Source organism: Amycolatopsis sp. lyj-346 (genome assembly GCF_046548975.1).
Lineage (GTDB): Bacteria > Actinomycetota > Actinomycetes > Mycobacteriales > Pseudonocardiaceae > Amycolatopsis.
Genome location: NZ_JAJPWT010000001.1, coordinates 605201 through 624213, shown reverse-complemented (window position 1 = coordinate 624213; position 19013 = coordinate 605201). Strand labels below are relative to the sequence as shown.

At 71.8% G+C, this 19013-nt stretch carries 19 protein-coding genes; 5 read left to right on the top strand and 14 right to left on the bottom strand.

Features of this window, described 5'->3' with window-relative positions:
• Positions 1-40: 40 nt before the first annotated feature.
• The 12 genes from ACLJQE_RS03065 to ACLJQE_RS03010 all read right to left on the bottom strand — a co-directional run bounded on the left by ACLJQE_RS03065 (position 41) and on the right by ACLJQE_RS03010 (position 12148).
• Positions 41-1429: an LCP family protein gene (locus tag ACLJQE_RS03065; protein WP_410637373.1), complete on the bottom strand. Its 1389-nt coding sequence runs from the start codon at positions 1427-1429 to the stop codon at positions 41-43.
• A 1400-nt stretch (positions 1430-2829) separates the two neighbouring features.
• Positions 2830-3504, bottom strand: coding sequence for a GGDEF domain-containing protein (locus ACLJQE_RS03060; RefSeq protein WP_410637372.1), 675 nt, complete (start codon positions 3502-3504; stop codon positions 2830-2832).
• Positions 3505-3624: 120 nt separating this feature from the next.
• Positions 3625-4188, bottom strand: coding sequence for an isopentenyl-diphosphate Delta-isomerase (idi, locus tag ACLJQE_RS03055; RefSeq protein ID WP_410637371.1), 564 nt, complete (start codon positions 4186-4188; stop codon positions 3625-3627).
• Positions 4189-4275: 87 nt separating this feature from the next.
• A complete protein-coding gene (locus ACLJQE_RS03050) occupies positions 4276-5109 on the bottom strand; it encodes an alpha/beta fold hydrolase (protein WP_410637370.1) in 834 nt (277 codons plus the stop codon).
• Between the two features lie 45 nt (positions 5110-5154).
• Positions 5155-5682 (bottom strand): cysteine hydrolase family protein, encoded by a 528-nt coding sequence (locus tag ACLJQE_RS03045; protein WP_410637369.1) that lies wholly within the window; start codon positions 5680-5682, stop codon positions 5155-5157.
• Positions 5679-7112, bottom strand: coding sequence for a purine-cytosine permease family protein (locus ACLJQE_RS03040; protein ID WP_410637368.1), 1434 nt, complete (start codon positions 7110-7112; stop codon positions 5679-5681). Before ACLJQE_RS03040 ends, ACLJQE_RS03045 begins: the two co-directional genes overlap by 4 nt.
• Positions 7109-7984: a PfkB family carbohydrate kinase gene (locus tag ACLJQE_RS03035; protein ID WP_410637367.1), complete on the bottom strand. Its 876-nt coding sequence runs from the start codon at positions 7982-7984 to the stop codon at positions 7109-7111. Before ACLJQE_RS03035 ends, ACLJQE_RS03040 begins: the two co-directional genes overlap by 4 nt.
• The gene (locus ACLJQE_RS03030) at positions 7981-8976 is read right to left on the bottom strand and encodes an ADP-ribosylglycohydrolase family protein (protein ID WP_410637366.1); all 996 of its coding nucleotides are present in this window, start codon (positions 8974-8976) and stop codon (positions 7981-7983) included. The genes ACLJQE_RS03035 and ACLJQE_RS03030 overlap by 4 nt, the downstream gene beginning before the upstream one ends.
• Positions 8973-9665, bottom strand: a complete 693-nt coding sequence (locus tag ACLJQE_RS03025) for a GntR family transcriptional regulator (protein WP_410637365.1) — start codon at positions 9663-9665, stop codon at positions 8973-8975. Before ACLJQE_RS03025 ends, ACLJQE_RS03030 begins: the two co-directional genes overlap by 4 nt.
• Positions 9666-9697: 32 nt before the next feature.
• The gene (locus ACLJQE_RS03020; RefSeq protein ID WP_410637364.1) at positions 9698-10345 is read right to left on the bottom strand and encodes a VC0807 family protein; all 648 of its coding nucleotides are present in this window, start codon (positions 10343-10345) and stop codon (positions 9698-9700) included.
• A gap of 86 nt (positions 10346-10431) precedes the next feature.
• Positions 10432-11571 carry a tRNA dihydrouridine synthase DusB gene (gene dusB, locus ACLJQE_RS03015; protein ID WP_410637363.1) on the bottom strand — a complete coding sequence of 380 codons (1140 nt, stop codon included), beginning with the start codon at positions 11569-11571 and terminating at the stop codon, positions 10432-10434.
• Between the two features lie 34 nt (positions 11572-11605).
• Positions 11606-12148, bottom strand: a complete 543-nt coding sequence (locus ACLJQE_RS03010; RefSeq protein ID WP_410637362.1) for a hypothetical protein — start codon at positions 12146-12148, stop codon at positions 11606-11608.
• Between the two features lie 65 nt (positions 12149-12213).
• Between ACLJQE_RS03010 and ACLJQE_RS03005 the strand changes: the two genes are divergently transcribed.
• The 3 genes from ACLJQE_RS03005 to ACLJQE_RS02995 all read left to right on the top strand — a co-directional run bounded on the left by ACLJQE_RS03005 (position 12214) and on the right by ACLJQE_RS02995 (position 15536).
• Complete coding sequence (locus ACLJQE_RS03005) at positions 12214-13179, top strand: Gfo/Idh/MocA family protein (RefSeq protein ID WP_410637361.1); 966 nt, start codon at positions 12214-12216, stop codon at positions 13177-13179.
• A 59-nt stretch (positions 13180-13238) separates the two neighbouring features.
• Positions 13239-15080, top strand: a complete 1842-nt coding sequence (locus ACLJQE_RS03000; protein WP_410637360.1) for a DUF2339 domain-containing protein — start codon at positions 13239-13241, stop codon at positions 15078-15080.
• 66 nt (positions 15081-15146) lie between these two features.
• Positions 15147-15536: a TIGR03667 family PPOX class F420-dependent oxidoreductase gene (locus ACLJQE_RS02995; protein ID WP_410637359.1), complete on the top strand. Its 390-nt coding sequence runs from the start codon at positions 15147-15149 to the stop codon at positions 15534-15536.
• On the opposite strand, the gene ACLJQE_RS02990 is transcribed toward ACLJQE_RS02995, so the two are convergent.
• A complete protein-coding gene (locus ACLJQE_RS02990; protein WP_410637358.1) occupies positions 15537-16100 on the bottom strand; it encodes a superoxide dismutase in 564 nt (187 codons plus the stop codon).
• A 125-nt stretch (positions 16101-16225) separates the two neighbouring features.
• On the opposite strand from ACLJQE_RS02990, the gene ACLJQE_RS02985 reads away from it, so the two are divergent.
• Positions 16226-16714: a DUF6328 family protein gene (locus ACLJQE_RS02985; protein WP_410637357.1), complete on the top strand. Its 489-nt coding sequence runs from the start codon at positions 16226-16228 to the stop codon at positions 16712-16714.
• Here the strand turns inward: ACLJQE_RS02985 and ACLJQE_RS02980 are convergent.
• A complete protein-coding gene (locus ACLJQE_RS02980) occupies positions 16690-17073 on the bottom strand; it encodes a VOC family protein (protein WP_410637356.1) in 384 nt (127 codons plus the stop codon). The two genes, ACLJQE_RS02985 and ACLJQE_RS02980, sit on opposite strands and share 25 nt — an antisense overlap.
• 80 nt (positions 17074-17153) lie before the next feature.
• On the opposite strand from ACLJQE_RS02980, the gene ACLJQE_RS02975 reads away from it, so the two are divergent.
• A complete protein-coding gene (locus ACLJQE_RS02975; protein ID WP_410637355.1) occupies positions 17154-18971 on the top strand; it encodes a LamG-like jellyroll fold domain-containing protein in 1818 nt (605 codons plus the stop codon).
• Positions 18972-19013 lie beyond the last annotated feature (42 nt).

Below are 19013 nucleotides of genomic sequence, written 5' to 3'. Positions count from 1 at the left end.
GGTGAACCGCACGTGAACCCGGTCTAACGATCCTCGCGGTTCAGCCCGTGGTGGTGCTCTTGCGGGTGGTCGTCGACTTCGAGCTGCCGCTGCTCTTGGACTTCGACGTGCTGGTCGGCGGAGCCTGCTCGCCCACCGGGACCGGCGCGTTCGGGTCGGGCAGCGGGGTGTTGTTGCGCAGCGCGTCGAAGAGGGCCTTCGTCTTGCTGGCGACGAGAACCTCGTTGCCGCGGTTGTTGGCCGTGCCGACCGTCGGGACGGTGAGGAACGTGATCTTCGACGGGTCCAGGCCCTTCATCGACTGCGCCAGCGTCATCATCTGCTTGACGCCGAGGTTGTCGCCGAAGGTGGCCTTCGCGAAGGCGTTGATGAAGTCGCTGAGCTTGCCGGGGTCGAGCACGACGTCCGACGACATGACCTTCCTGAGCAGCGCGCCGATGAACTCCTGCTGCCGCTTGATCCGGCCGTAGTCGGACGTGGGGTCGCCCTTGACGTGCCGTGCGCGGACGAAGTTCAGTGCCTGGTCGCCGGAGATCGTGACGTCGCCGGTCTGCAGCAGCACCTTGCCGAGGATGCTGTCGTCGATCGGGATCTCGTTGTGGATGGTGACGCCGTGCACCGCGTCGACCATCTCCTTGAAGCCGTTGAAGTCGATGCCGACGAAGTGGTTGATCCGCAGCCCGGTGATCTGCTGGATCACCTTGGTGACGCACGACGGCCCACCGACCGCGTACGCGGTGTTGAGCTTCGCGATCTTCTGCGCGGGAACCTTCTCGTCGGTGTTCTTGCTCTGCGCCGGGTCCCAGCGCTGGCACTCCGGCCGGTTGACCTCGAGGTCACGCGGGAACGACGTGACGACAACCCGCTTCCGGTCGGCCGGGATGTGCGCCACCATCACGGTGTCACTGCGCGCGCCGGGAGTGCTGTCGGCGGTGCCGACGCCCTCTTCGGCGGACGCGCCGTCGCGGGTGTCGGAGCCGACCATCAGGAAGTTCTCGTCGTTGGCCTGCGCCTCGGCGTCCTGGATGTCGGTGGAGTCCTCGTCGAGCGCGGAGACCTGGGTGAACTTGGCGTCGAAGTAGGTCTGGGCGCCCCACGCGCCCCCGATCCCGAGGAAGACGAGCCCGGCAACGACGGCGGCGGCGATCCGCCCGAACCGCGCGGACCGCTGGACCTTCCGCTGCTTCTGTTCCTGCAGCCGAGCCTGTTCGGCCTCTTCTTCGGCAGACGGCCCGGCGGCGACAACCCGGTGCAGGGCGGTCCGGGTGCTCTCGAGGATCGAGGCGGGCGAGAGACGTTCACGGCGCTCACGCCGCTTGGCCTCTTCGGCTTCCATCTCGTCATGGGCGGCGGAGAACCGGGCGAGGGTGTGATCGATCTTGCGGCGGTACTGGGTCGCCTCGTCGATCGCTTCCATCTCGTCGGTCATGGTCAGCGGATCAAGATCAGCCCGCGGCGGAACAGCGGCGACAGCGGCTGCGGGGCGCCGGGACGCGGGGTTGTCGGCGGTTCGGCGAGGTGCCTGCCCATCGCCGCCGGGGCGCTGAGGTGCGCCTCCGTCGGCGGCGGCCGCGCGGCGGGGCCGCGGGCTGTCCGGCGTGGAGTGCAGGGGTGCGGCTGCCTCGGCCGGTGCTGCGGGACGCCGGGTTGCGGGGTTGTCGGCGGTTCGGCGGGGCGCCGGCCTGTCGCCGCCGGGGCGCTGAGGTGCCGGGCCGTCGGTCACCGGGCGGCGTCCGGTGGGGCTTTCGCTCGCGGTGCGCTGCGGTGCGGGGCCGTCGGCTGGACTGTGGCGGGGTGCTGGGCTGTCCGTGGCGGGGCGGCGTCCGGCGGGGCCTTCGCCGCCGGGGCGCTGCGGTGCGGCGCCCTCGGCTGGACTGTGGCGGGGTGCTGGGCTGTCCGTGGCGGGGCGGCGTCCGGCGGGGCCTTCGCCGCCGGGGCGCTGCGGTGCGGCGCCGTCGGCCGGGCTGTGGCGGAGTGCCGGGCTGTCGGCGGCTGGGCGGCGTCCGGCGGGACCCTCGCCTGCGGTGCGCTGCGGTGCGGTCCCCTCGGCAGGTCGGCGGGGACCCGGGCTGTCCGGGGTCGGCCGCTGGGGTGCCGCCGCGTCGGGGCGGGGGACGCGTCGGGGTGAGGCGCTGTCCGGCTCGGCCACCGGGCGGCGGAGGCGGCGGGGCGGCTGCGGTGCGGCCGACGTCTGCTGCGGGCCCGGGTTCGCGGCCGGGGGTCGCCTCTGCGGCGGGGCCTCCGGCAGCGGGGCGGCGGCCGTCGTGCGGCGGGGCTGGCGGGGGCGCGGGGTGCGGGGTTGACGGTTGGCGTCCGTGGGTACCTGGTCCTCGGCGGCACCCTGCGCCGGCCGCGGAGCGCGCGGCTGCGAGGCCCGCGGCGGGGCCGGTGCGTCCGGTGGTTCGGCGGAGCGGACCCGGCGTCCCGCCTGGTCGGGGCGGTCCTGCTGCTCGCGGGGCGGTACCGGGCGAGTGCCGGTGGTCTTGGCGACGACGTCGGAGACGCTGATCCCGCCCTGGTCCTCCATCGACCGGCGGCGTCCGGGCCGGGGCCGCGCGGGACCGTCGAGGTGGCGACCGGTTCCCGGGCTGTCGAGCTCGTCCGGCACTCGGTCTCCTTTCGCGCGATCGAAGGGGGTGGCTTCGACTTGGCCGTCTCCCCCCGCAGAAGGTGATCGTTCCCCGGGAGGTTTTCGTTATCGTACGGATACCCCCCGTTCGTGACGACACCCCACCGGAATTTTCTTCACCTTGAGTCGACGAACGGCCGGTGTGCGTCGACAAACGGGTGATACGCCTTCTCGGCGGACGGGGTAATGCGCCGTTTGCGTTACTCAGAGTGGGTTATTAACTGTGTCGTTTGCGCATCGCTATAGACGACTTTGTTGCGGCCTGCGCGTTTCGCCGCATAAAGCAGGGCGTCCGCGCGGCGCAGCTGGCGTTCCGGCGACGCCGGCGTCCCGGGCTCGTGCGCCAGGCCGGCGCTGATGGTCACCCGCAAGCCCGGCTCCAGGTGTGACCAGGGATGACGGGCGACTCGCAACCGGGCGTCCTCGACGACGCGGACGGCCCGTCCGGCGTCGAGCCCCGGCAGCCACAGCACGAACTCTTCGCCGCCGTAGCGGGCGCAGAAGCCGCCCGGCGGGAGGTCCTCCTGGAGGAGGTCGGCGACCCGGCGCAGCACGCGGTCGCCGACGAGGTGACCGTACGTGTCGTTGACGCTCTTGAAGCGGTCGAGATCGATCAGCGCGAGCGCCAGCGGCGGACGGTCGGTGAACGGTCCGTACAGCCGCTCGTCGAGGTAGCGGCGGTTGTAGCTCGACGTCAGCGCGTCGCGGAGACTGCCGTCGCGGGCGATGTCCAGCGCGGACCGCAGGTGCTGGTAGGCGCGCCGCCAGTCGCCCTGGGTGGCGAAGAGGCCGGCGATGGCCTCGTGCAGGCGGAGCAGGTCCGGCGGCTGCGGGCTGGTCGTCCGGCCCAGCGCGCCTTCGCCCTCGGCGACCATCCCCACCTCCACCACCCCTTGGTTGTCGACGTGGGGGCGGCCGCGCTTGAGGTACCGGTGTGGAAGAAGATGAATTTCGCTCAAACGGGACTGCGTTAGTGACTCTCCGCAGTGGTCGGCTCAGAGTCCGGAGAACGGCTCGATGCCCTTGAGCAGTGAGAACTGGTCCTTGGCCCAGTAACTCACATTAGCCGTCGTGTCGTTCAGCAACTCCATGTAGTCGGCCCAGGCAATCCAGCGCCAGTCGCCGACCTCCTCCGGGTTCGGTGCCGGCTCGGCGTCGGCCCACGCGGCGAACACCGGGCAGAACTCGTTCTCGACGATCCCCTGGAACGGCGGCGTCCGGTAGCGGTAGTTCGGCAGCACGCAGTGCAACCCGGACAGCGACGGCAACCCGAGCTCGTAGCCCGCGCGCCGCTGGACGGCGTCCTCGATGGCTTCGCCGGGTGCGGGGTGGCCGCAGACGCTGTTGGTCCAGACCCCTGGCCAGACCTTCTTGTGGAGGGCGCGCTGGGTGATCAGCAGGGCGTTGTCGCCGCGCCGCAGGACGTAGCACGAGAAAGCCAGGTGCAACCGGGTGTGCTCGTGGTGACTGGCCAGCTTGGGGCCGGTTTCGCCGGTGGGCACGCCGTCCTCGGTGACGAAGACGACCTGCTCGGTCTCGGGTTCGGTCGCGGTATCCACGTGCCCCAGTGAACACGACGGCTCGCGGTGCGCCGTACCGCGAGGCGGGTGGGTTACCCGCGGTCCGCCCGGCGGGGTGACGGGCCGTCACCCCGCGTTGAGGTGCTCCACGAGCAGCGACGTGACAGCCTCCGGCGTCTCCTCGGGCGCCCAGTGCGTGACGTCTTCGAGCATCTCGAACCGGTAGGGCCCGGTGACCCAGTTCGCGGTGTCGAGCGCGGCGGTGGAGCCGAAGGAGACGTCCTCGGTGCTCCAGATGTACAGCGTCGGCACGGCGATCTTGCCGATCTTCCCGCCCGGCCGCCCGGCCCGGTACCAGTTGAGGGCGGCGGTGAGCGCGCCCGGCTCGGACAGCCGCCGCACGTAGTCGTCGACCTTCGACGGCGACACGCGCCGTTCGAACATGTCACGCAGGGCCCGTGCGTCGTTCTCCAGCATCCGCCGCTCGGTGACGCGGGTCTGCCGCCACTCGGTCATGTACTGCGTGCGCAGGTACTGGTCTTCGTCGGTCTTCATGGCATCGGCGAGCGCGGCGGGGTGCGGCGTCGAGACGACGGCGAGGCTGCGCAGCCGTTCGGGGTGCGCATCGGCGGTCCACCAGGCGACGGCCCCGCCCCAGTCGTGCCCGACGAGGTCGAACTTCGGCCACCCCAGCGTTTCCGCGATCGCGACGACGTCCCCGACGAGGTGATCGATGGAGTAGTCGCCGGCCCGCTCCGGCCGCACATCGGGCGAGTACCCGCGCTGATCCGGCGCGACGGCCCGGAACCCGAGCACCCCGAGGGTGGCGACCTGGTGCTCCCACTCGACCGCGGCTTCGGGAAAGCCGTGCAGCAACAGCACGGGCCGCCCGTCTTCGGGCCCGGCGGCGATGGCGTCGAAGGAACCGGCTTCGGTGGGGATGCTGATGTGGTCGATCACGCAGGCGAATCTACTTCGCCCGGTTGAACGGCGAGTGGCTGGTGCTCAGCCGAGCAGTTCGGCGGTCGTGGTGACGTTCACCAGCGGGGCGTACAGCCGCAGGATGTCCAGTGCCTTGGTGTGGCTCTCGTCGTCAACACCCGCGCACGCGTCGGAGACCACCGTCACCGAGACGCCCGCGTCCGCGGCGGCCAACGCCGTCGACAGGACGCAGCAGTCCGTTGAGACGCCCGCCAGTACCAGGCCGGCGCCGCCCACTCGGGTGGCCATCCGGGCGTTCCACTTGCCGAACGTTGTGGCGTCCACTGTGGATGGTGGGTTGAACGCGCCGACCACCTGGTACAGCGGGGCGTCCGGTGGTTGGTGAGCGAACGGCCACTGCTCGTAGTAGCGGCGCCACGCTCCTTCCGGACGCGTCGGTGCGACGAAGCGGGTGAACACGACGTCGTCACCGAAGGCGGTCACCAGCCGGTGGATCGGTGGGATCACCTCGGCGAAGCGTGGGGTGAACCACGGGCTTGCCAGGTCGGCGAAGACGTTCTGCAGGTCGATGACCGCCAGGATCCTCTTCACACCGCCTCCTGTGCGCGGACCCGCTGCCGCGTCAGCAACGTCACCAGGAAGCCCAGAGCCAGCGCCAGCAGCACGCCGAGGTTCGCGAACGCCCACGCGCCTTCGCGGCCGCCGAGCCCGAGCGGTTCCAGGAGGTAGCCCTGCCACTTCAGCCAGTCCGCGGACGTGTTCGTCACCAGGCCCCAGCCGAGCGCCGTTGCCACCAGCACCAGGGCGATCGGGCCGACCCGGACGTCGCCGTAGCGGCCGGCCGGGTCGAACAGCTCGCGCTCGGCGTAGTCGCCTCGCCGCAGCAGGATGTCCGCGAGCATCACGCCGCACCACGCCGCCACCGGGACGCCCAGTGTCACCAGGAAACCCTGGAACTGGCCGAGGAATTCGCCGCCGAAGAAGACGATGTAGATCGTGCCGAGGATCATGAGCACGCCGTCGACCAGCGCCGCCGCCGGGCGGGGGATGCGCAGGCCCGCCGAGAGCAGCGCCAGCCCCGACGAGTAGATGTCCAGCACCGCGCCGCCGACCAGGCCGAGCACCGCGACGATCGCGAACGGGACCAGGAACCACAGCGGCAGCAACGTCGTCAGCGCGCCGATCGGGTCCGCCGCGATCGCCTTGTTCAGGTCCGGTGACGAGCCGGCCAGCAGCAGCCCGAACACCAGCAGCACCACCGGCGCCACGGACGCGCCGAACGTCGTCCAGCCGACCACGCCCCGGCTCGACGACGACCGCGGCAGGTACCGCGAGTAGTCCGCGGCCGCGTTGACCCAGCCCAGGCCGAAGCCGGTCATCAGGAACACCAGCGCCCCGATCCACTGCTGGGCCGAACCGGACGGCAGCGCGCTGACCGCCGACCAGTGGACGTCGCCGGCCACGAGGACCACGTAGACGACCGTGAGCACCCCGGTGATCCAGGTGATCCACGTCTGCAGCTTCATGATCGCGTCGAAGCCGAGCACGCCGGCCGCGACGGTCAGCGTCGCCACCACGACGAGCGCGACCACCTTCGTCGGTGTCCCGCCGCCCCAGCCGAGCCGCTCGAACACGGTCGCCGTGGCCAGCGTCGCCAGTGCCGCGAGCACGGTTTCCCAGCCGACCGTCAGCAGCCACGAGATCGCCGACGGCAGCCGGTTGCCGCGCACGCCGAACGCCGCCCGCGACAACAGCATCGTCGGTGCCGACCCCCGTTTGCCGGCGATGGCGATGAACCCGCACAGGAGGAACGAGAACAGGATGCCGACCACGCCGGCGACCAGCGCCTGCCCGAACGAGATGCCGAAGCCGAGGGTGAACGAGCCGTAGCTCAGCCCCAGCACCGACACGTTCGCGCCGAACCACGGCCAGAACAGCTGCCGCGGTCGTCCGCGCCGCTCGGCGTCGTCGATCACGTCGAGGCCGTTGGTCTCCACCTCGAGCCTGCGGGAACCGGTCATGACATGGCCTCCACCAGCTGGTCGATCTCCTTGCGGCCCGGCGAGGTCGCCGGGCCGCGCCGGGTCACCGAAAGCGCGGCCGCCGCGTTGGCGCGCACGGCGGCGTCGAGGACACTACTGCCGCGCAACAGCTCTGCGGCCAGCACGCCGCAGTGCGTGTCGCCGGCGCCGGTGGTGTCCACCGCGTCGACCGGGAACCCGGGGACGTCGGTGATCCGGCCGTTTTCGTGAACCCGGCAGCCTTTCGCGCCCTCGCGGACGATGGCGACCGGCGGCAGCTCGCCTAACACTTCGGCTTCGCGGGCGTTGCAGCTCAATATGTCTATTGTGGATAGAATGGCATGGAGGTCTCCAGGGTGGATGTCGGTGATGAGCGGGCCGGGGTCGAACAGGATCTTCGAGCCGGGCAGCCGGGGCAGCCACTCGATGAGGGCCGCGCGATTGATCTCGTGCAACCAACTGTATCCGCTCACGTACACGACGTCGTCATTCTTTGGGGTGACGCGGTCGAGCAACTCGGCGCTCAGCCGTCCTTCGGCGCCGGTGCCGGTCGCAAAGGTGCGCTCGCCGGTCGCGTCCACCAGCACGACGACCACCCCCGTGTCCATTTCGGACACTGGTTCGTGCGCCAGTTCAACGCCTTCGGCCGCAAGGGCGCTGCGGGCGAGATCACCGAAGCCGCCGATTCCGTGGCTGCCCGCGTAAAGCACGCGCGCACCGGACCGCGCGGCCGCGGCCATGACGTTGAAACCGCCACCGGGCAACAGGTTCGTCGACGACGCGAGTACGTCGCCGCCGAGCGGCGGCAAGGCTGGGACCGTCATGACGAGGTCGACGACGACCTGCCCGGTGTGCACCAGCCGCCCGGTCATCGGCGGCGCAGCTTGAGCAGTTCGTCGACGAGCGGCCCGAATTCGAGCCGGTTGACGGCGAGGACGGTCTCGACGACGTCGGGGCGGAAGGCGCCGGCGCCGTGTGCGGCACCGAGCATCGCCCCGCAGATCGCGGCGACGGTGTCGGTGTCGCCGCCGAGCCCGGCGGCCAGGCGCAACGCCGACGGCGGGTCGTCACCCATGGCCTCGGCCAGCGCGAACGCGGCCACGACGGACTCCTGCGACGCGACCGACGTGCCGATGACCTGCGCGACCGCGTCGGCGACGGCGGCCGGGGCCATGCCCCGCACCCAGTCGCGCGCCCAGCGGATGCGGGCGGCGATCTCGCCGCCGGGTGCCCAGTGCCCGCGTTCGCCGCCGACGACGGCGGCGCGCTGGCCCGCGTCGAGTGCTTCGGTCAAGCTCGCGCCGTCGACCCCGGCGGAGACGGCGGCCGCGACCGCGGCGGCCGACGCGATGCCCAGGCTGGTGTTGTGCGTGACCCGCGCGGTCGCGACGACCGCGTCGACCAGCCGGTGCAGGTCGTCCGACGGCGTGGCGATGCCGACCGGCGTGACCCGCATGGCGGCGCCGTTGGTGGTGCCGGTGCGGCCGGCTTCGTCGGCCGGGACGCCGTCCTGGAGCCGGGCGAGCGCGCGTTTGGTGGACGGGCCGAGCAGGTCCGCCGAGCCGCGGCGGACCATGTCGGCCTCCCAGATCAGCAGCGCGTCGGCGAAGACGTGCGGCTCGACGACGCCGCGGCCGTCGATGAGCAGCCGGGCCAGCAGGACGGCCTGCTCGGTGTCGTCGGTGACCGAGCCGGCCGGCATCGACGGCGCGACCGGCTGCTCGGCGACGGCGGTGAGCAGGCCGGTGACCGGCCCGTAGGTGGCGGCGATGGCGGCGCGGGACATCGACTGCGTCGGCATGCCGAGCGCGTCGCCGACGGCCAGCCCGGTGAACGCGCCGAGCGCCCGGTCCCGCGCGCTCACCGGTGTCCGAAGGTGAGGTGGAACTGGAACCGGTCCGGGTCCAGCAGGCTGACGACGCGCTCGACGAGCCGGCCTTCGACGTCGACCGAGGTGCGCTCGGCGCGGAGGAAGAGTTCGCCGGTGCTCCGGCCGAGGAGCCCGGCGGCGCAGGCGTCGAGGCGTTCGGTGCTGATCCACTGGTCGCCGCCGACAGAGATCCGCCCGGCCGCTTCGAGGGTCTTGGTCAGGGAGCCGTCTTGCAGGCCCGTCGCGGGGAGGTCGGCGAGCGGCCCGACGGCGGGCACGGTGGCGGTTTCGAGGGAGATCCCGCGGTCGTGCTCCCGCCGCAGCCGCCGCACGGCCACGTAGGCCCGGTCGCCGAATTCTTCTTCCAGGGCCCGGTCTTCGACGGAATCGATGCCCAGCAGCTCGGTGGTGACCGGTGCGCCGGCGTCGGCGAGTGCGCGGGCCCAGCCGAGCCGCTGGTCGAGCTGGACGCCGTCGAAGGTGACGAACGATCCGACGCCGGCCTGGGTGGAGATGAGCTCGAGCTGCTGGAGCTCGGACAGCGCGCTGCGGACGGTGCCGCGGCTGACCTGGTACTGCAGGGCGAGCTGGTTCTCGCCGGGGAGCCGCTCGCCGTGGGCGAGGCGCCCGGAGCGGATCAGGTCGGTGAGGTCGCCGACCAGCTGCTGCCGCTTGCTGTACATGTACACACCTGTACACCTTGCGTTGTCGCAGGTCAAGCGGCCACAAGCGGCTTCGCGTCGGCGGCGATCAGCTTGCCGGCCTGCTTGGCCACGTGTCCCGAGACGACCATGATCACCGCGAAGGAGCCGGCGAAGATGGCGGTGCTCAGCCAGACCATGGTCGGGATGGGCAGCGTGAACGCGCCGACGATGCGAACCGAGCTCTCCAGCACGAAACCGATGCCCCAGATCACGCTGCAGCGCCGCAGGATGGCGTCGAACCGTGCGGTGCCGTTCAGGCGTTCCCACGCGGCTTCGTTCTCCGCCTTGCCGCGGGTGAGGAAGGGACGCATCGTCCTGGTCATGATCGGGGCCGCGGTGAACGCCGAGGCGAGGACGACCAGGCCGGTGATGCCGCTCCCCAGCGAGTCCTTGGCGATCAGCATCCGGGCGTCGCCGGAGACGAAGGTCAGCAGCATGCCGACGACGTTCGTGATCAGGACGACGAGGGCGAGGCCGTTGAGCGTGCGGTGCCTGGCGAACTGGTGGAGCGTCCGGACCAGCGGGAACACGCCGGCGACGGCGAGCGCGGCGAAGTCGCTCGCGCCGAGCGCGTGGAGTCCGTAGTAGACGCCGGTGGGCACGGCGATCTCGATCGCGAGGGTCTTGACCAGTGTGCTTGCGGGCTGGTTCGTCGTCATGGGATGAGCTTGTCGCGGCGGAGGCCTCGGGAAGGATGCCGTCCGCCACGACTTCGGCCTGACAGATGTCACGGCCTCACGGCAGCTCAGCCGCCCGAGTGCATGTCTTCCGCTTCCGGAACGCAGTCGTCGTCCGGGTCGTCGAGCCAGCCGTGCGGGAGCGTGACCTTGCCGGGGGAGCCCTGACGTCCGCGGGGGCCCGTGGCCGCTTCCGGGAACGGGGCGTCGTGGTCGAGCTGGGCGATCAGGTCGTCGAGCTGGTCCATCGACGACAGCATCGCGAAGCCGCGGCGAAGCTCCGAGCCGACCGGGAAGCCCATCAGGTACCAGGCCATGTGCTTGCGGATGTCGCGCATGGCCTTGTCGTGGCCGTCGTGCTCGATGAGGAGCTCGGTGTGGCGGCGGAGGACCGCCGCGACCTCGCCCAGGTTCGGCGGCGTCGGCAAGGCGCGGCCCTGGAACGCGGCTTCGAGCTCGCCGAACAGCCAGGGCCGGCCGAGGCAGCCGCGGCCGACGACGACGCCGTCGCAGCCCGTCTCCTCGACCATGCGCAGGACGTCGGCGGCGGAGAAGATGTCGCCGTTGCCGAGCACCGGGATGCTGGTCACGGCCTCCTTCAGCGCGGCGATCTTCGTCCAGTCGGCCTGGCCGGAGTAGCGCTGGGCGGCGGTGCGGGCGTGCAGGCTGACGGCGGCGGCGCCCTCGGCTTCGGCGATGCGGCCGGCGTCGAGGAAGGTGTGGTGGTCGTCGTCGATGCCGATGCGGAACTTCACCGTGAACGGCGTGTCGCCGGCGGCCTTCACCGACTCGCGCACGATGGCTTCGAACAGCTTCCGCTTGAACGGCAGCGCGGCCCCGCCGCCCTTGCGCGTCACCTTCGCGACCGGGCAGCCGAAGTTGGAGTCGACGTGGTCGGCGAGCCCCTCGCCGACGATGATCCGGACGGCTTCGGCCATGGTTTTCGGGTCGACGCCGTAGAGCTGCATGGACCGGGGCTTTTCGCCGGCTCCGAAGGTCATCATGTGCATGGTCCCGGGGTGCCGTTCGACGACGGCGCGGGCGGTGATCATCTCGCACACGTAGATGCCGGCGCCGTACTCGGCGCACAGCTGCCGGAAGGCGACGTTGGTGATCCCGGCCATGGGTGCGAGCACGACCGGCGGATCGACCTCGTAGGGGCCGATCTTCAGGGCGGGCTTGCTCAGGGTGGCGGTCACGTCCTCCATTGTCGCCTGTGGTGTCGATCACACCGGTTCGGGCTCACTTGTTCCAGACCGTGACGTCTCCCGTGACGCCTCCGTCGATCCGCTGGCTCACCGCGGTGACGTCGATGCGGAACACCCGGCCCTCCGGGGTCCGGCCGCACACGTGGGTGCCCTTCTCGGCGCCGCTGAGGTACTCGGCGCCCCGCTCGCCGACCGTCGAGGCGCACCCCGCGCGGTCCGGGGTGCCGCTGCTCGTCCACACCGCCAGCTTCCCCGCGTCGTGGTAGCTCTGGAACACCCCTCCGGTGCCGCCCGCGATGTACGTGTCGCCCGTGCGCTTCGGGGGGTTCAAGTCCAGGTTGAACCGGCCGAACTCCAGGTGACCTTGGTAGTAGACGGTGGCCGGCGTGGCGGTGCTCGCCGTCGGAGGCTGCGCGGTGCCGGGTGCCGCGGCCACGGTGGAGCCGGCGGACGGGGGATCGCCGCCGCCGCCCTTGAACAGGCCGCCGAAGTCGGCGATTCCGCTCAGCAGCGCGCCGAGCGCGCCCATCAGCGCGACGGCTCCCGCGATGCACCCGGCCTTCTTCGCCTCCGCCACGGTCGTCCCCCTCGATGCCTCGTGGTGATCGAACCGACACTCTAGACAGGCATAGGGTCCGGCGTATGACGAACGCGCCCCTGCGCTGGGGGATCATGGGCACCGGCGGAATCGCCGGCGCCTTCGCCCAGGACCTGCAGCTCACGGAGTCCGGCGTGGTCGCCGCGGTCGGCTCACGCACGGTGGACGGCGCCGAGCGGTTCGCCGGTCCGCTGGGCATCCCCACCCGCCACGGCAGCTACGAAGCCCTCGCGAACGATCCGGACGTCGACGTCGTCTACGTCGCCACGCCGCATCCCCTGCACCACGCCAACGCCCGGCTCGCCCTCGAAGCCGGGAAGCCCGTGCTCGTCGAGAAGCCGTTCACGATGAACGCCGTCGAGGCCCGCGACCTCGTCGACCTGGCGCGGAGCAAGGGCCTCTTCCTGATGGAGGCGATGTGGACGCGCTTCCTGCCGCACATCCGGCACATCCGCGAGCTCCTGCCGAGCCTCGGGGACGTCGTCACCGTCGCCGCCGATCACGGGCAGTGGTTCGCCGAAGACCCCGCTTTCCGGTTGTTCGCGCCGGAGCTGGGCGGAGGTGCCGTGCTCGACCTGGGCATCTACCCCGTTTCGTTCGCGTCGATGGTCCTCGGGCCGCCTGCGCGCGTGGCCGCGATGGCGACGCCCGCCTTCACCGGTGTCGACGCCCAGACGTCGATGCTGTTCGGCTACGCGAGTGGCGCGCAAGCCGTGCTGACCTGCACGTTGAGCGCCGTTTCGCCGACCACCGCCTCGATCGTCGGCACGGACGCGCGCATCGAGGTCGACGGCCCCTTCTACGCCCCCGCCTCTTTCACCCTCATTCCGCGCGAAGGCGAGCGACGTCGCTTCGAATACGTCGATGAGGGCCGTGGCCTGCGGCACCAGGCCGACGAAGTGGCGTTGCGGCTGGCCGCCGGGGAGACCGAAAGCCCCCTCATGCCGCCGTCCGAGACCGTCTCGATCATGACCACCATGGACGAGGTGCTGGCCGCGACCAGGACGTGACCCGGGATTGAGTAGTGCTACGGATCCGCAGGTGACGTCGCTGCGTGACCCTGTCTGATATGACCACCGAAGCAGATGTGCTCCTCCGGCTCGCCGGCGAGATCGACGACCTGGGGCGTCGTCTCGCCCTGGTGGGCACCGAACTGCGGACCGTCCGGAACGCGGAGCCCGTCCAGGCCGAACAGCCCGTCCAGGCACCGCAGCCCCAGCCGCAGGCGCAACCCCAGCCGCAGCCTGAGCCGCCTCCCCAGCCGGCGCGGCCCGGCTCGGTCCCGTGGCCGCAGTACCAGTGGCAGCCACCGCTCCAGGCGCAGTACGCCCCGCCGCCGCCACCGCAGCGGCCGTACGCCCCGCCCCACCAGCCCGTTCCCCGGCAGACGCTGGGCGAGAAGCTCGGCAAGGAAGGCGCCGGCAGCCGCGTGCTCGCCTGGGTCGGCGGGGCCGTGACGCTGCTCGGTGTCGTCCTGCTGCTCGTGCTGGCCGTGCAGCGGGGCTGGCTCGGGCCGCTGCCGCGGGTGCTCGTCGGCGCCGGGTTCGGGCTGGCGCTGACCGGCACCGGCGTGTGGCTGCACCGCAAGCCCGCCGGCCGCACCGGGGCGTTCGCGCTGGCCGCCACCGGCATGGCGACGCTCTACCTGGACGTCGTCGCCGCGACCACGCTGTACGAGTTCCTGCCGGTGCTCGCCGGGCTCGCCGCCGGGCTGGCGGTCGCCGTCGGCGGGGTGCTCGTGGCCGTGCGCTGGGAGTCGCCGCTGCTGGCCACCGCCGTCGTCGTCGGCTGTGTCGTGTGCGCGCCGCTGATCATCGGCGGGTTCACCCCCGAACTGGTCACCTTCCTGCTGATGATCCAGCTCGCGACGGCGCCGGTGCAGCTGCGCCGCGACTGGTCGGCGCTGACGCTCGCCGCCGGTGTCCCGCCGCTGCTCGCCTCCGTGATCAGCTCGGCCTGGCTCGGCGCGGGCGGCAGCTGGCCCAACACCGCCGCGGCCGGCGGTGCCGGCGTCACGGCCGTCGTGCTCGCGCTGATCGTGCTGCGCCGCCGCGAAAACGACCCCGCGGCGCTCTCGCTGCTGGCCACCGCCGCGCTGCCGGCGCTCGCTGCCGCGATGCTGCTGCCGAAGGCGCAGGCGGTGCCGATCACCGCCGGGGCGGGCGTCGTGCTGCTCGCCGTCTGGGCGGCACGCCGCTGGTGGCCCGGGTTCGCCGGGCAGGTGGCCGGCCTCGCCGGGCTGGTCGCGCTCCTGCAGGCGACGGTCACCCAGTTCGACGGCCCGGCGCGCGCCGGGGTGCTGCTCGGCGAGGCGCTGCTGCTGGTCGTGGCCGCGGTGGGCGGCCGCAACCGGGGTGCACTCGCCGCCGCGCTCGGGTTCGCGGCGATCGGCGGCCTGCTCGGCGTGGTCTTCGACGTCACGCCCGCGCTGCTGATCGTGTCCCGCACGCACCCGGCCGCCGAGCTGGCCGGCGCGCTCGCGGTCGCCGCGCTGATCCTCGCCGTGTCGGTCGCGCTGCCGTGGGCCGCCGCACGGCTGGCGGTGTTCCGCGGCCCGGCCGAGGACCTGCCGATCTGGCTGCTCGCCGGGGTTTCGGCGCTGTACGGCGCCGCGGGGGTGGTGCTCTGCGGCGCGCTGCTGGCGGCGCCCGGCCGGACCGGGTTCCTCCTCGGCCACGCGCTGATCACGGTGTCCTGGACGATCGCGGCGCTCGTGCTGCTCCTGCGCGGGATCGACGTCGCCGCGCTGCGGGTGACCGGGCTGGTCCTGGTCGGCGCCGCGGTGCTCAAGCTGGTGCTGTTCGACCTGTCGGCCCTCGACGGGCTGGCCAGGGTCGGTGCGTTCCTCGGTGCGGGCCTGGTGCTGCTGGCGGCCGGGACGCGGTACGCGCGGCGGGTCGCGTCGCGGTAGCGAGGAAGAATTGTCGGTGCCCCGTGGTTACCTGGATCACCAGTCCGACGACCAGGGGGCACCGACATGGCCGCACCGAAGCTCACCGACCGAGCCGGCGAATCGATCGCCTGGCTGACCACCGTCACGCCGAAGGGGCGCCCCGCGCCCCGGCCCGTGTGGTTCGTCCTCGACGGCGACGACATCGTGCTGTTCAGCGAGCCCGGCACCGCGAAGCTCCGGCACATCGAGGCGAGCCCCGACGTGAGCTTCCACTTCAACAGCGACGAGCACGGTGGTTCGATCCTCGTCGTCACCGGAAAAGCGCACGTCGAGGCGGGTAAGGCGTCCGAGGCGCCCGGGTACCTCGACAAGTACGGCGTCCACTACGCGACGCTCGGCCTGACCGTGGACGCGTTCGACGCCAAGTACTCCGTCCGCATCCGCGTGGTGCCCGAGCGCTCCTGGGGGTTCTGACTAGAAATCGACGTTCAGGCAGGCCAGCCGGGCGCCCGCGGTGCCCGCGTGGCCGGGGTCGGTGTGCGTGTGCGTTTCGTGGACGACCACGGACCGCGCCCGCCGGACGGCGAACGCCCAGTCCACTGTGGACCGGGCGAAGCCGGTGCCGGTCCCGTCGGTGGTGAAGTCGAGCCAGATCTCGTTGCGGGGGTTCGCGTAGGCGGGGTCGACCGACGGCTTCACCGGATCCGGCACGTGCTGGAAGTGCGGTCCGGCGGCGTCGCCGGTGGCACCGCACGGCTGGGCGTGTGCGTGCGCGCCGTAGGCCCGTCCCGGCCGCAGGCCGGTCACGAAGAGCAGGGTGGTCGTGCCGCCGTCCGCGGCCGAAACGCTGAACACGTGCGCCCGGGCGCCGTCCGGGACGAGGTCGGGGCGGTACGTCACCGCGGGCGCGCCGGGGGTGAACGCGGTGAAGGTGCCGTACGCGGTCGCATACTGCACCGGTGACGGCGACGCGGCCGCGGCGCCGGGAGCGAGTACGACGGCGGCGGCCGCGGCGGCCAAAGCGGGAAGAAGACGCATTTCCCCTCCTTAGCCCGTCGCCCGGGCCGCCGCCATGATCATCACTCGGAAGAGTGGCTGAGATCGTGGGAAAGTTACGATTTTCCCAGCCGGTGGCCAGTCCGGTGTCCGGTTATGGTGCATTCGTGCCCGAACACACCGGCGAAACCCGCAACGAACAGCTCACGCGCAACGTCGGCGAGCTCCTGCAGGAACTCCGCGTCGCGCAGGCCGGGGTGCAGATCCTCTTCGGCTTCCTGCTGTCGGTCGTCTTCACCGACCGGTTCCACGACGCCAGCGGGTTCGAGAAGTCGCTGCACTTGACCGCGGTGCTCCTCGCGGTGGCGGCCACGGCCCTGCTGACCGCCCCCGCGGCGTGGCACCGGCTGCTGTTCCGCACGGGCAGCCGCGAGCGGATCCTGACCGTGGGCAACCGGTTCGTCCTGGTGGGGCTGGTGTGCCTGGCGCTGGCCATCACGGTGACGGTCGGCCTGATCGCCAAGGTCGTCTACGGTCCGATCTCGATGATCATCTTCGCGGTGCTCTCGGCGGTGATCTTCGGCGTGCTCTGGTTCGTCATGCCGATCCGGATGCACCCCGGCAACGGCGATCAGCCGACCGGCCCGCCCACGTAGAGCGTGTCTTCCTGGACGAAGCAGAGCGGATTGCCGAAGGGGTCGTCGGCGTAGAACGACCGTTCGCCCCAGAACTGGGTCTCGATGGCGTCGTCGACCCAGCCCGGCCCGGCGGCACGCACCCGCTCGAACGTCTCCTCGACGTCCTCGACCGCGAGGTAGACGATCCGCGGGTCCCGCTGCGGGCGGGGCTCCCGGTGGTCGCGCGGTGCCTCGACGCAGGCCAGCACCACCCCGCCGCAGGTGAAGTAGTGCCGGTTGACCGCGATGCGTTCGCCGGGATCGCCGGAGACTGCGGCGTAGAACGCGACCGCCACCTCGATGTCGTCGACGGGCTGGATCAGCCGGAACAGCCTCATGACGCGGACCCTACCGCTGTTCATCCGGTGTTCGGCGGCAGTTGCCGAGGTGGTCGGAAGCCGCCCGTAGCTTCCGGCCCGTGACTGACACTTCTCGCCGGACCTTCCTCCTCGGCGCCCCGGCCGTCGCCGCCGCGGCGACCCTGCCGAACGTCCTCGGCGCACCGGCCGCCGCGGCCACCGGCCGGCACCGCCCGGACCCGGAAGATCCGCGCTTCACGCTCGTGGTCATGCCCGACACGCAGTACCTGTTCGACGAGGACCGCGGCGACGCGGCCCCGCTGGACGCGTCCCTGCGCTATGTCCTCGACGAGGCCGACGACAACGTTGTCTTCCTCGCTCACCTCGGTGACCTGACCCAGAACGGCCGGGCGGACGAGTTCGCCCGCATCAGCCGGTCGTTCCAGGCACTCGACCGCCGCCGGTTCCCGTACAGCACCCTGGCCGGCAACCACGACATCGACGGCTCGAAGGACGACCAGCGCGGCCCTTCGCCGTACCTGGACGCGTTCGGCCCGCAGCGGCAGCGCAACTCGCCGACGTTCCGCGGCGCGACGAAGGACGGTTACAACAGCTACCACGTCTTCCGCGGCGGCGGCCGCGAGTGGCTGCTGCTCGCCCTCGACTGGCGGCCGTCGGCGGGTGGCCTGAACTGGGCGAAGCAGGTGCTCGCGCAGCACCCGGCGCTGCCGGCGATCCTCACCGTCCACGAGCTGGTCTGGGCCGACGACAACGCCCAGGCGCAGTTCTCGACGTTCGGCGAGCACGTGTGGAAGGAACTCGTCGAGGGCAACGACCAGATCTTCCTCACGCTCAACGGCCACTACTGGCCGACCGGGCGCACCGTCCGCAAGAACGCCGCCGGCCACGACGTGCACGTCCACCTCGCCAACTACCAGGACCGCTACTACGGCGGCAGCGCGATGGTCCGGCTCTACCAGTTCGACCTCGCGCGCGGCGTGATCGACGTCCGGACGTTCTCGCCGTGGCTGGCCGCGCAGGACCACCTGACCGAGCTGCAGCAGGTCGAGGTCGAGCGCAGCGGCTCGGCCGACTACTTCAGCCTGGAGATCGACTTCGCCGAGCGCTTCGCGGGCTTCGCGCCGGTGCCCGTGCCGCCCGGACGGCCGGCGAAGCAGCTGCTGGTTCCCGGAACCGTCGCGTACTGGCGCTTCGAAGGCGGCCAGGACGGCAAGGCGGTGCCGGACGACGTCGTCGTGCGCGACCAGACCGGCCGCGGCAACGACCTCCGGCGGGTCACCGCGCCCGGGAGCGGGCCGGACGCGTTGAAGTACGCGAGCGAGTTCTCGCCGCGGCAGCCCTCGCGGGGAAGCCTGCGGTTCGACGGCAGCCGCGATCCGAGCCGGGGCGCCTACCTGCGCACGGTCGACGCGGCGCCGATGAACCGGCTGAAGTTCGAGCGCGGGTACACCGTCGAGGCGTTCTTCCGGCTGCCCGCGAACTTCAAGGACGGCCACCACGGCTGGTGCGGCCTGTTCGCCCGGCAGGGCAGCGGCGCGGCCGCGGGCAAGACCGGTGACGACCCGCAGGAATCGGCGGCCACACTGTCCCTTTCGGACGGTGGCGAGCTGCAGTGGGCGGTGTACCCGCTCAACCAGGACCGGACGTCGACGAACTGGGGGCACGAGCTGCCGGTGGAGAAGTGGTGGCACGTCGCCGTGGTCAACGACGGCAGGCGCACGACGATGTACGTCGACGGCTGCCCGGTGGTCCGGAACCCGGCCACGCCCGCGGTCGGGCTCGCCGATCCGGGCGGGCCGTGGCTGGTCGGCGCGTCGTCGTACGGCGGCAAGGTCGACCGGAGTTTCGCGGGGCTGCTGGGTGACGTGCGGGTGGTGGACCGGCCGCTGAACCCGCGTGAATTCATGCTGGGCTGAGGCCCTTGACAGCGGGTGGACAATAAAAAATCGGCGTGCTCT

Excerpts from the sequence above, each read along its gene's own strand:
- ACLJQE_RS03065 (WP_410637373.1), bottom strand. The coding sequence starts at position 1,429 with ATGACCGACGAGATGGAAGCGATCGACGAGGCGACCCAGTACCGCCGC.
- ACLJQE_RS03060 (WP_410637372.1), bottom strand. The coding sequence starts at position 3,504 with ATGGTCGCCGAGGGCGAAGGCGCGCTGGGCCGGACGACCAGCCCGCAG.
- ACLJQE_RS03040 (WP_410637368.1), bottom strand. The coding sequence starts at position 7,112 with ATGACCGGTTCCCGCAGGCTCGAGGTGGAGACCAACGGCCTCGACGTG.
- ACLJQE_RS03035 (WP_410637367.1), bottom strand. The coding sequence starts at position 7,984 with ATGACCGGGCGGCTGGTGCACACCGGGCAGGTCGTCGTCGACCTCGTC.
- ACLJQE_RS03025 (WP_410637365.1), bottom strand. The coding sequence starts at position 9,665 with ATGTACAGCAAGCGGCAGCAGCTGGTCGGCGACCTCACCGACCTGATC.
- ACLJQE_RS03020 (WP_410637364.1), bottom strand. The coding sequence starts at position 10,345 with ATGACGACGAACCAGCCCGCAAGCACACTGGTCAAGACCCTCGCGATC.
- dusB (WP_410637363.1), bottom strand. The coding sequence starts at position 11,571 with ATGGAGGACGTGACCGCCACCCTGAGCAAGCCCGCCCTGAAGATCGGC.
- ACLJQE_RS03005 (WP_410637361.1), top strand. The coding sequence starts at position 12,214 with ATGACGAACGCGCCCCTGCGCTGGGGGATCATGGGCACCGGCGGAATC.
- ACLJQE_RS03000 (WP_410637360.1), top strand. The coding sequence starts at position 13,239 with ATGACCACCGAAGCAGATGTGCTCCTCCGGCTCGCCGGCGAGATCGAC.
- ACLJQE_RS02995 (WP_410637359.1), top strand. The coding sequence starts at position 15,147 with ATGGCCGCACCGAAGCTCACCGACCGAGCCGGCGAATCGATCGCCTGG.
- ACLJQE_RS02990 (WP_410637358.1), bottom strand. The coding sequence starts at position 16,100 with ATGCGTCTTCTTCCCGCTTTGGCCGCCGCGGCCGCCGCCGTCGTACTC.
- ACLJQE_RS02980 (WP_410637356.1), bottom strand. The coding sequence starts at position 17,073 with ATGAGGCTGTTCCGGCTGATCCAGCCCGTCGACGACATCGAGGTGGCG.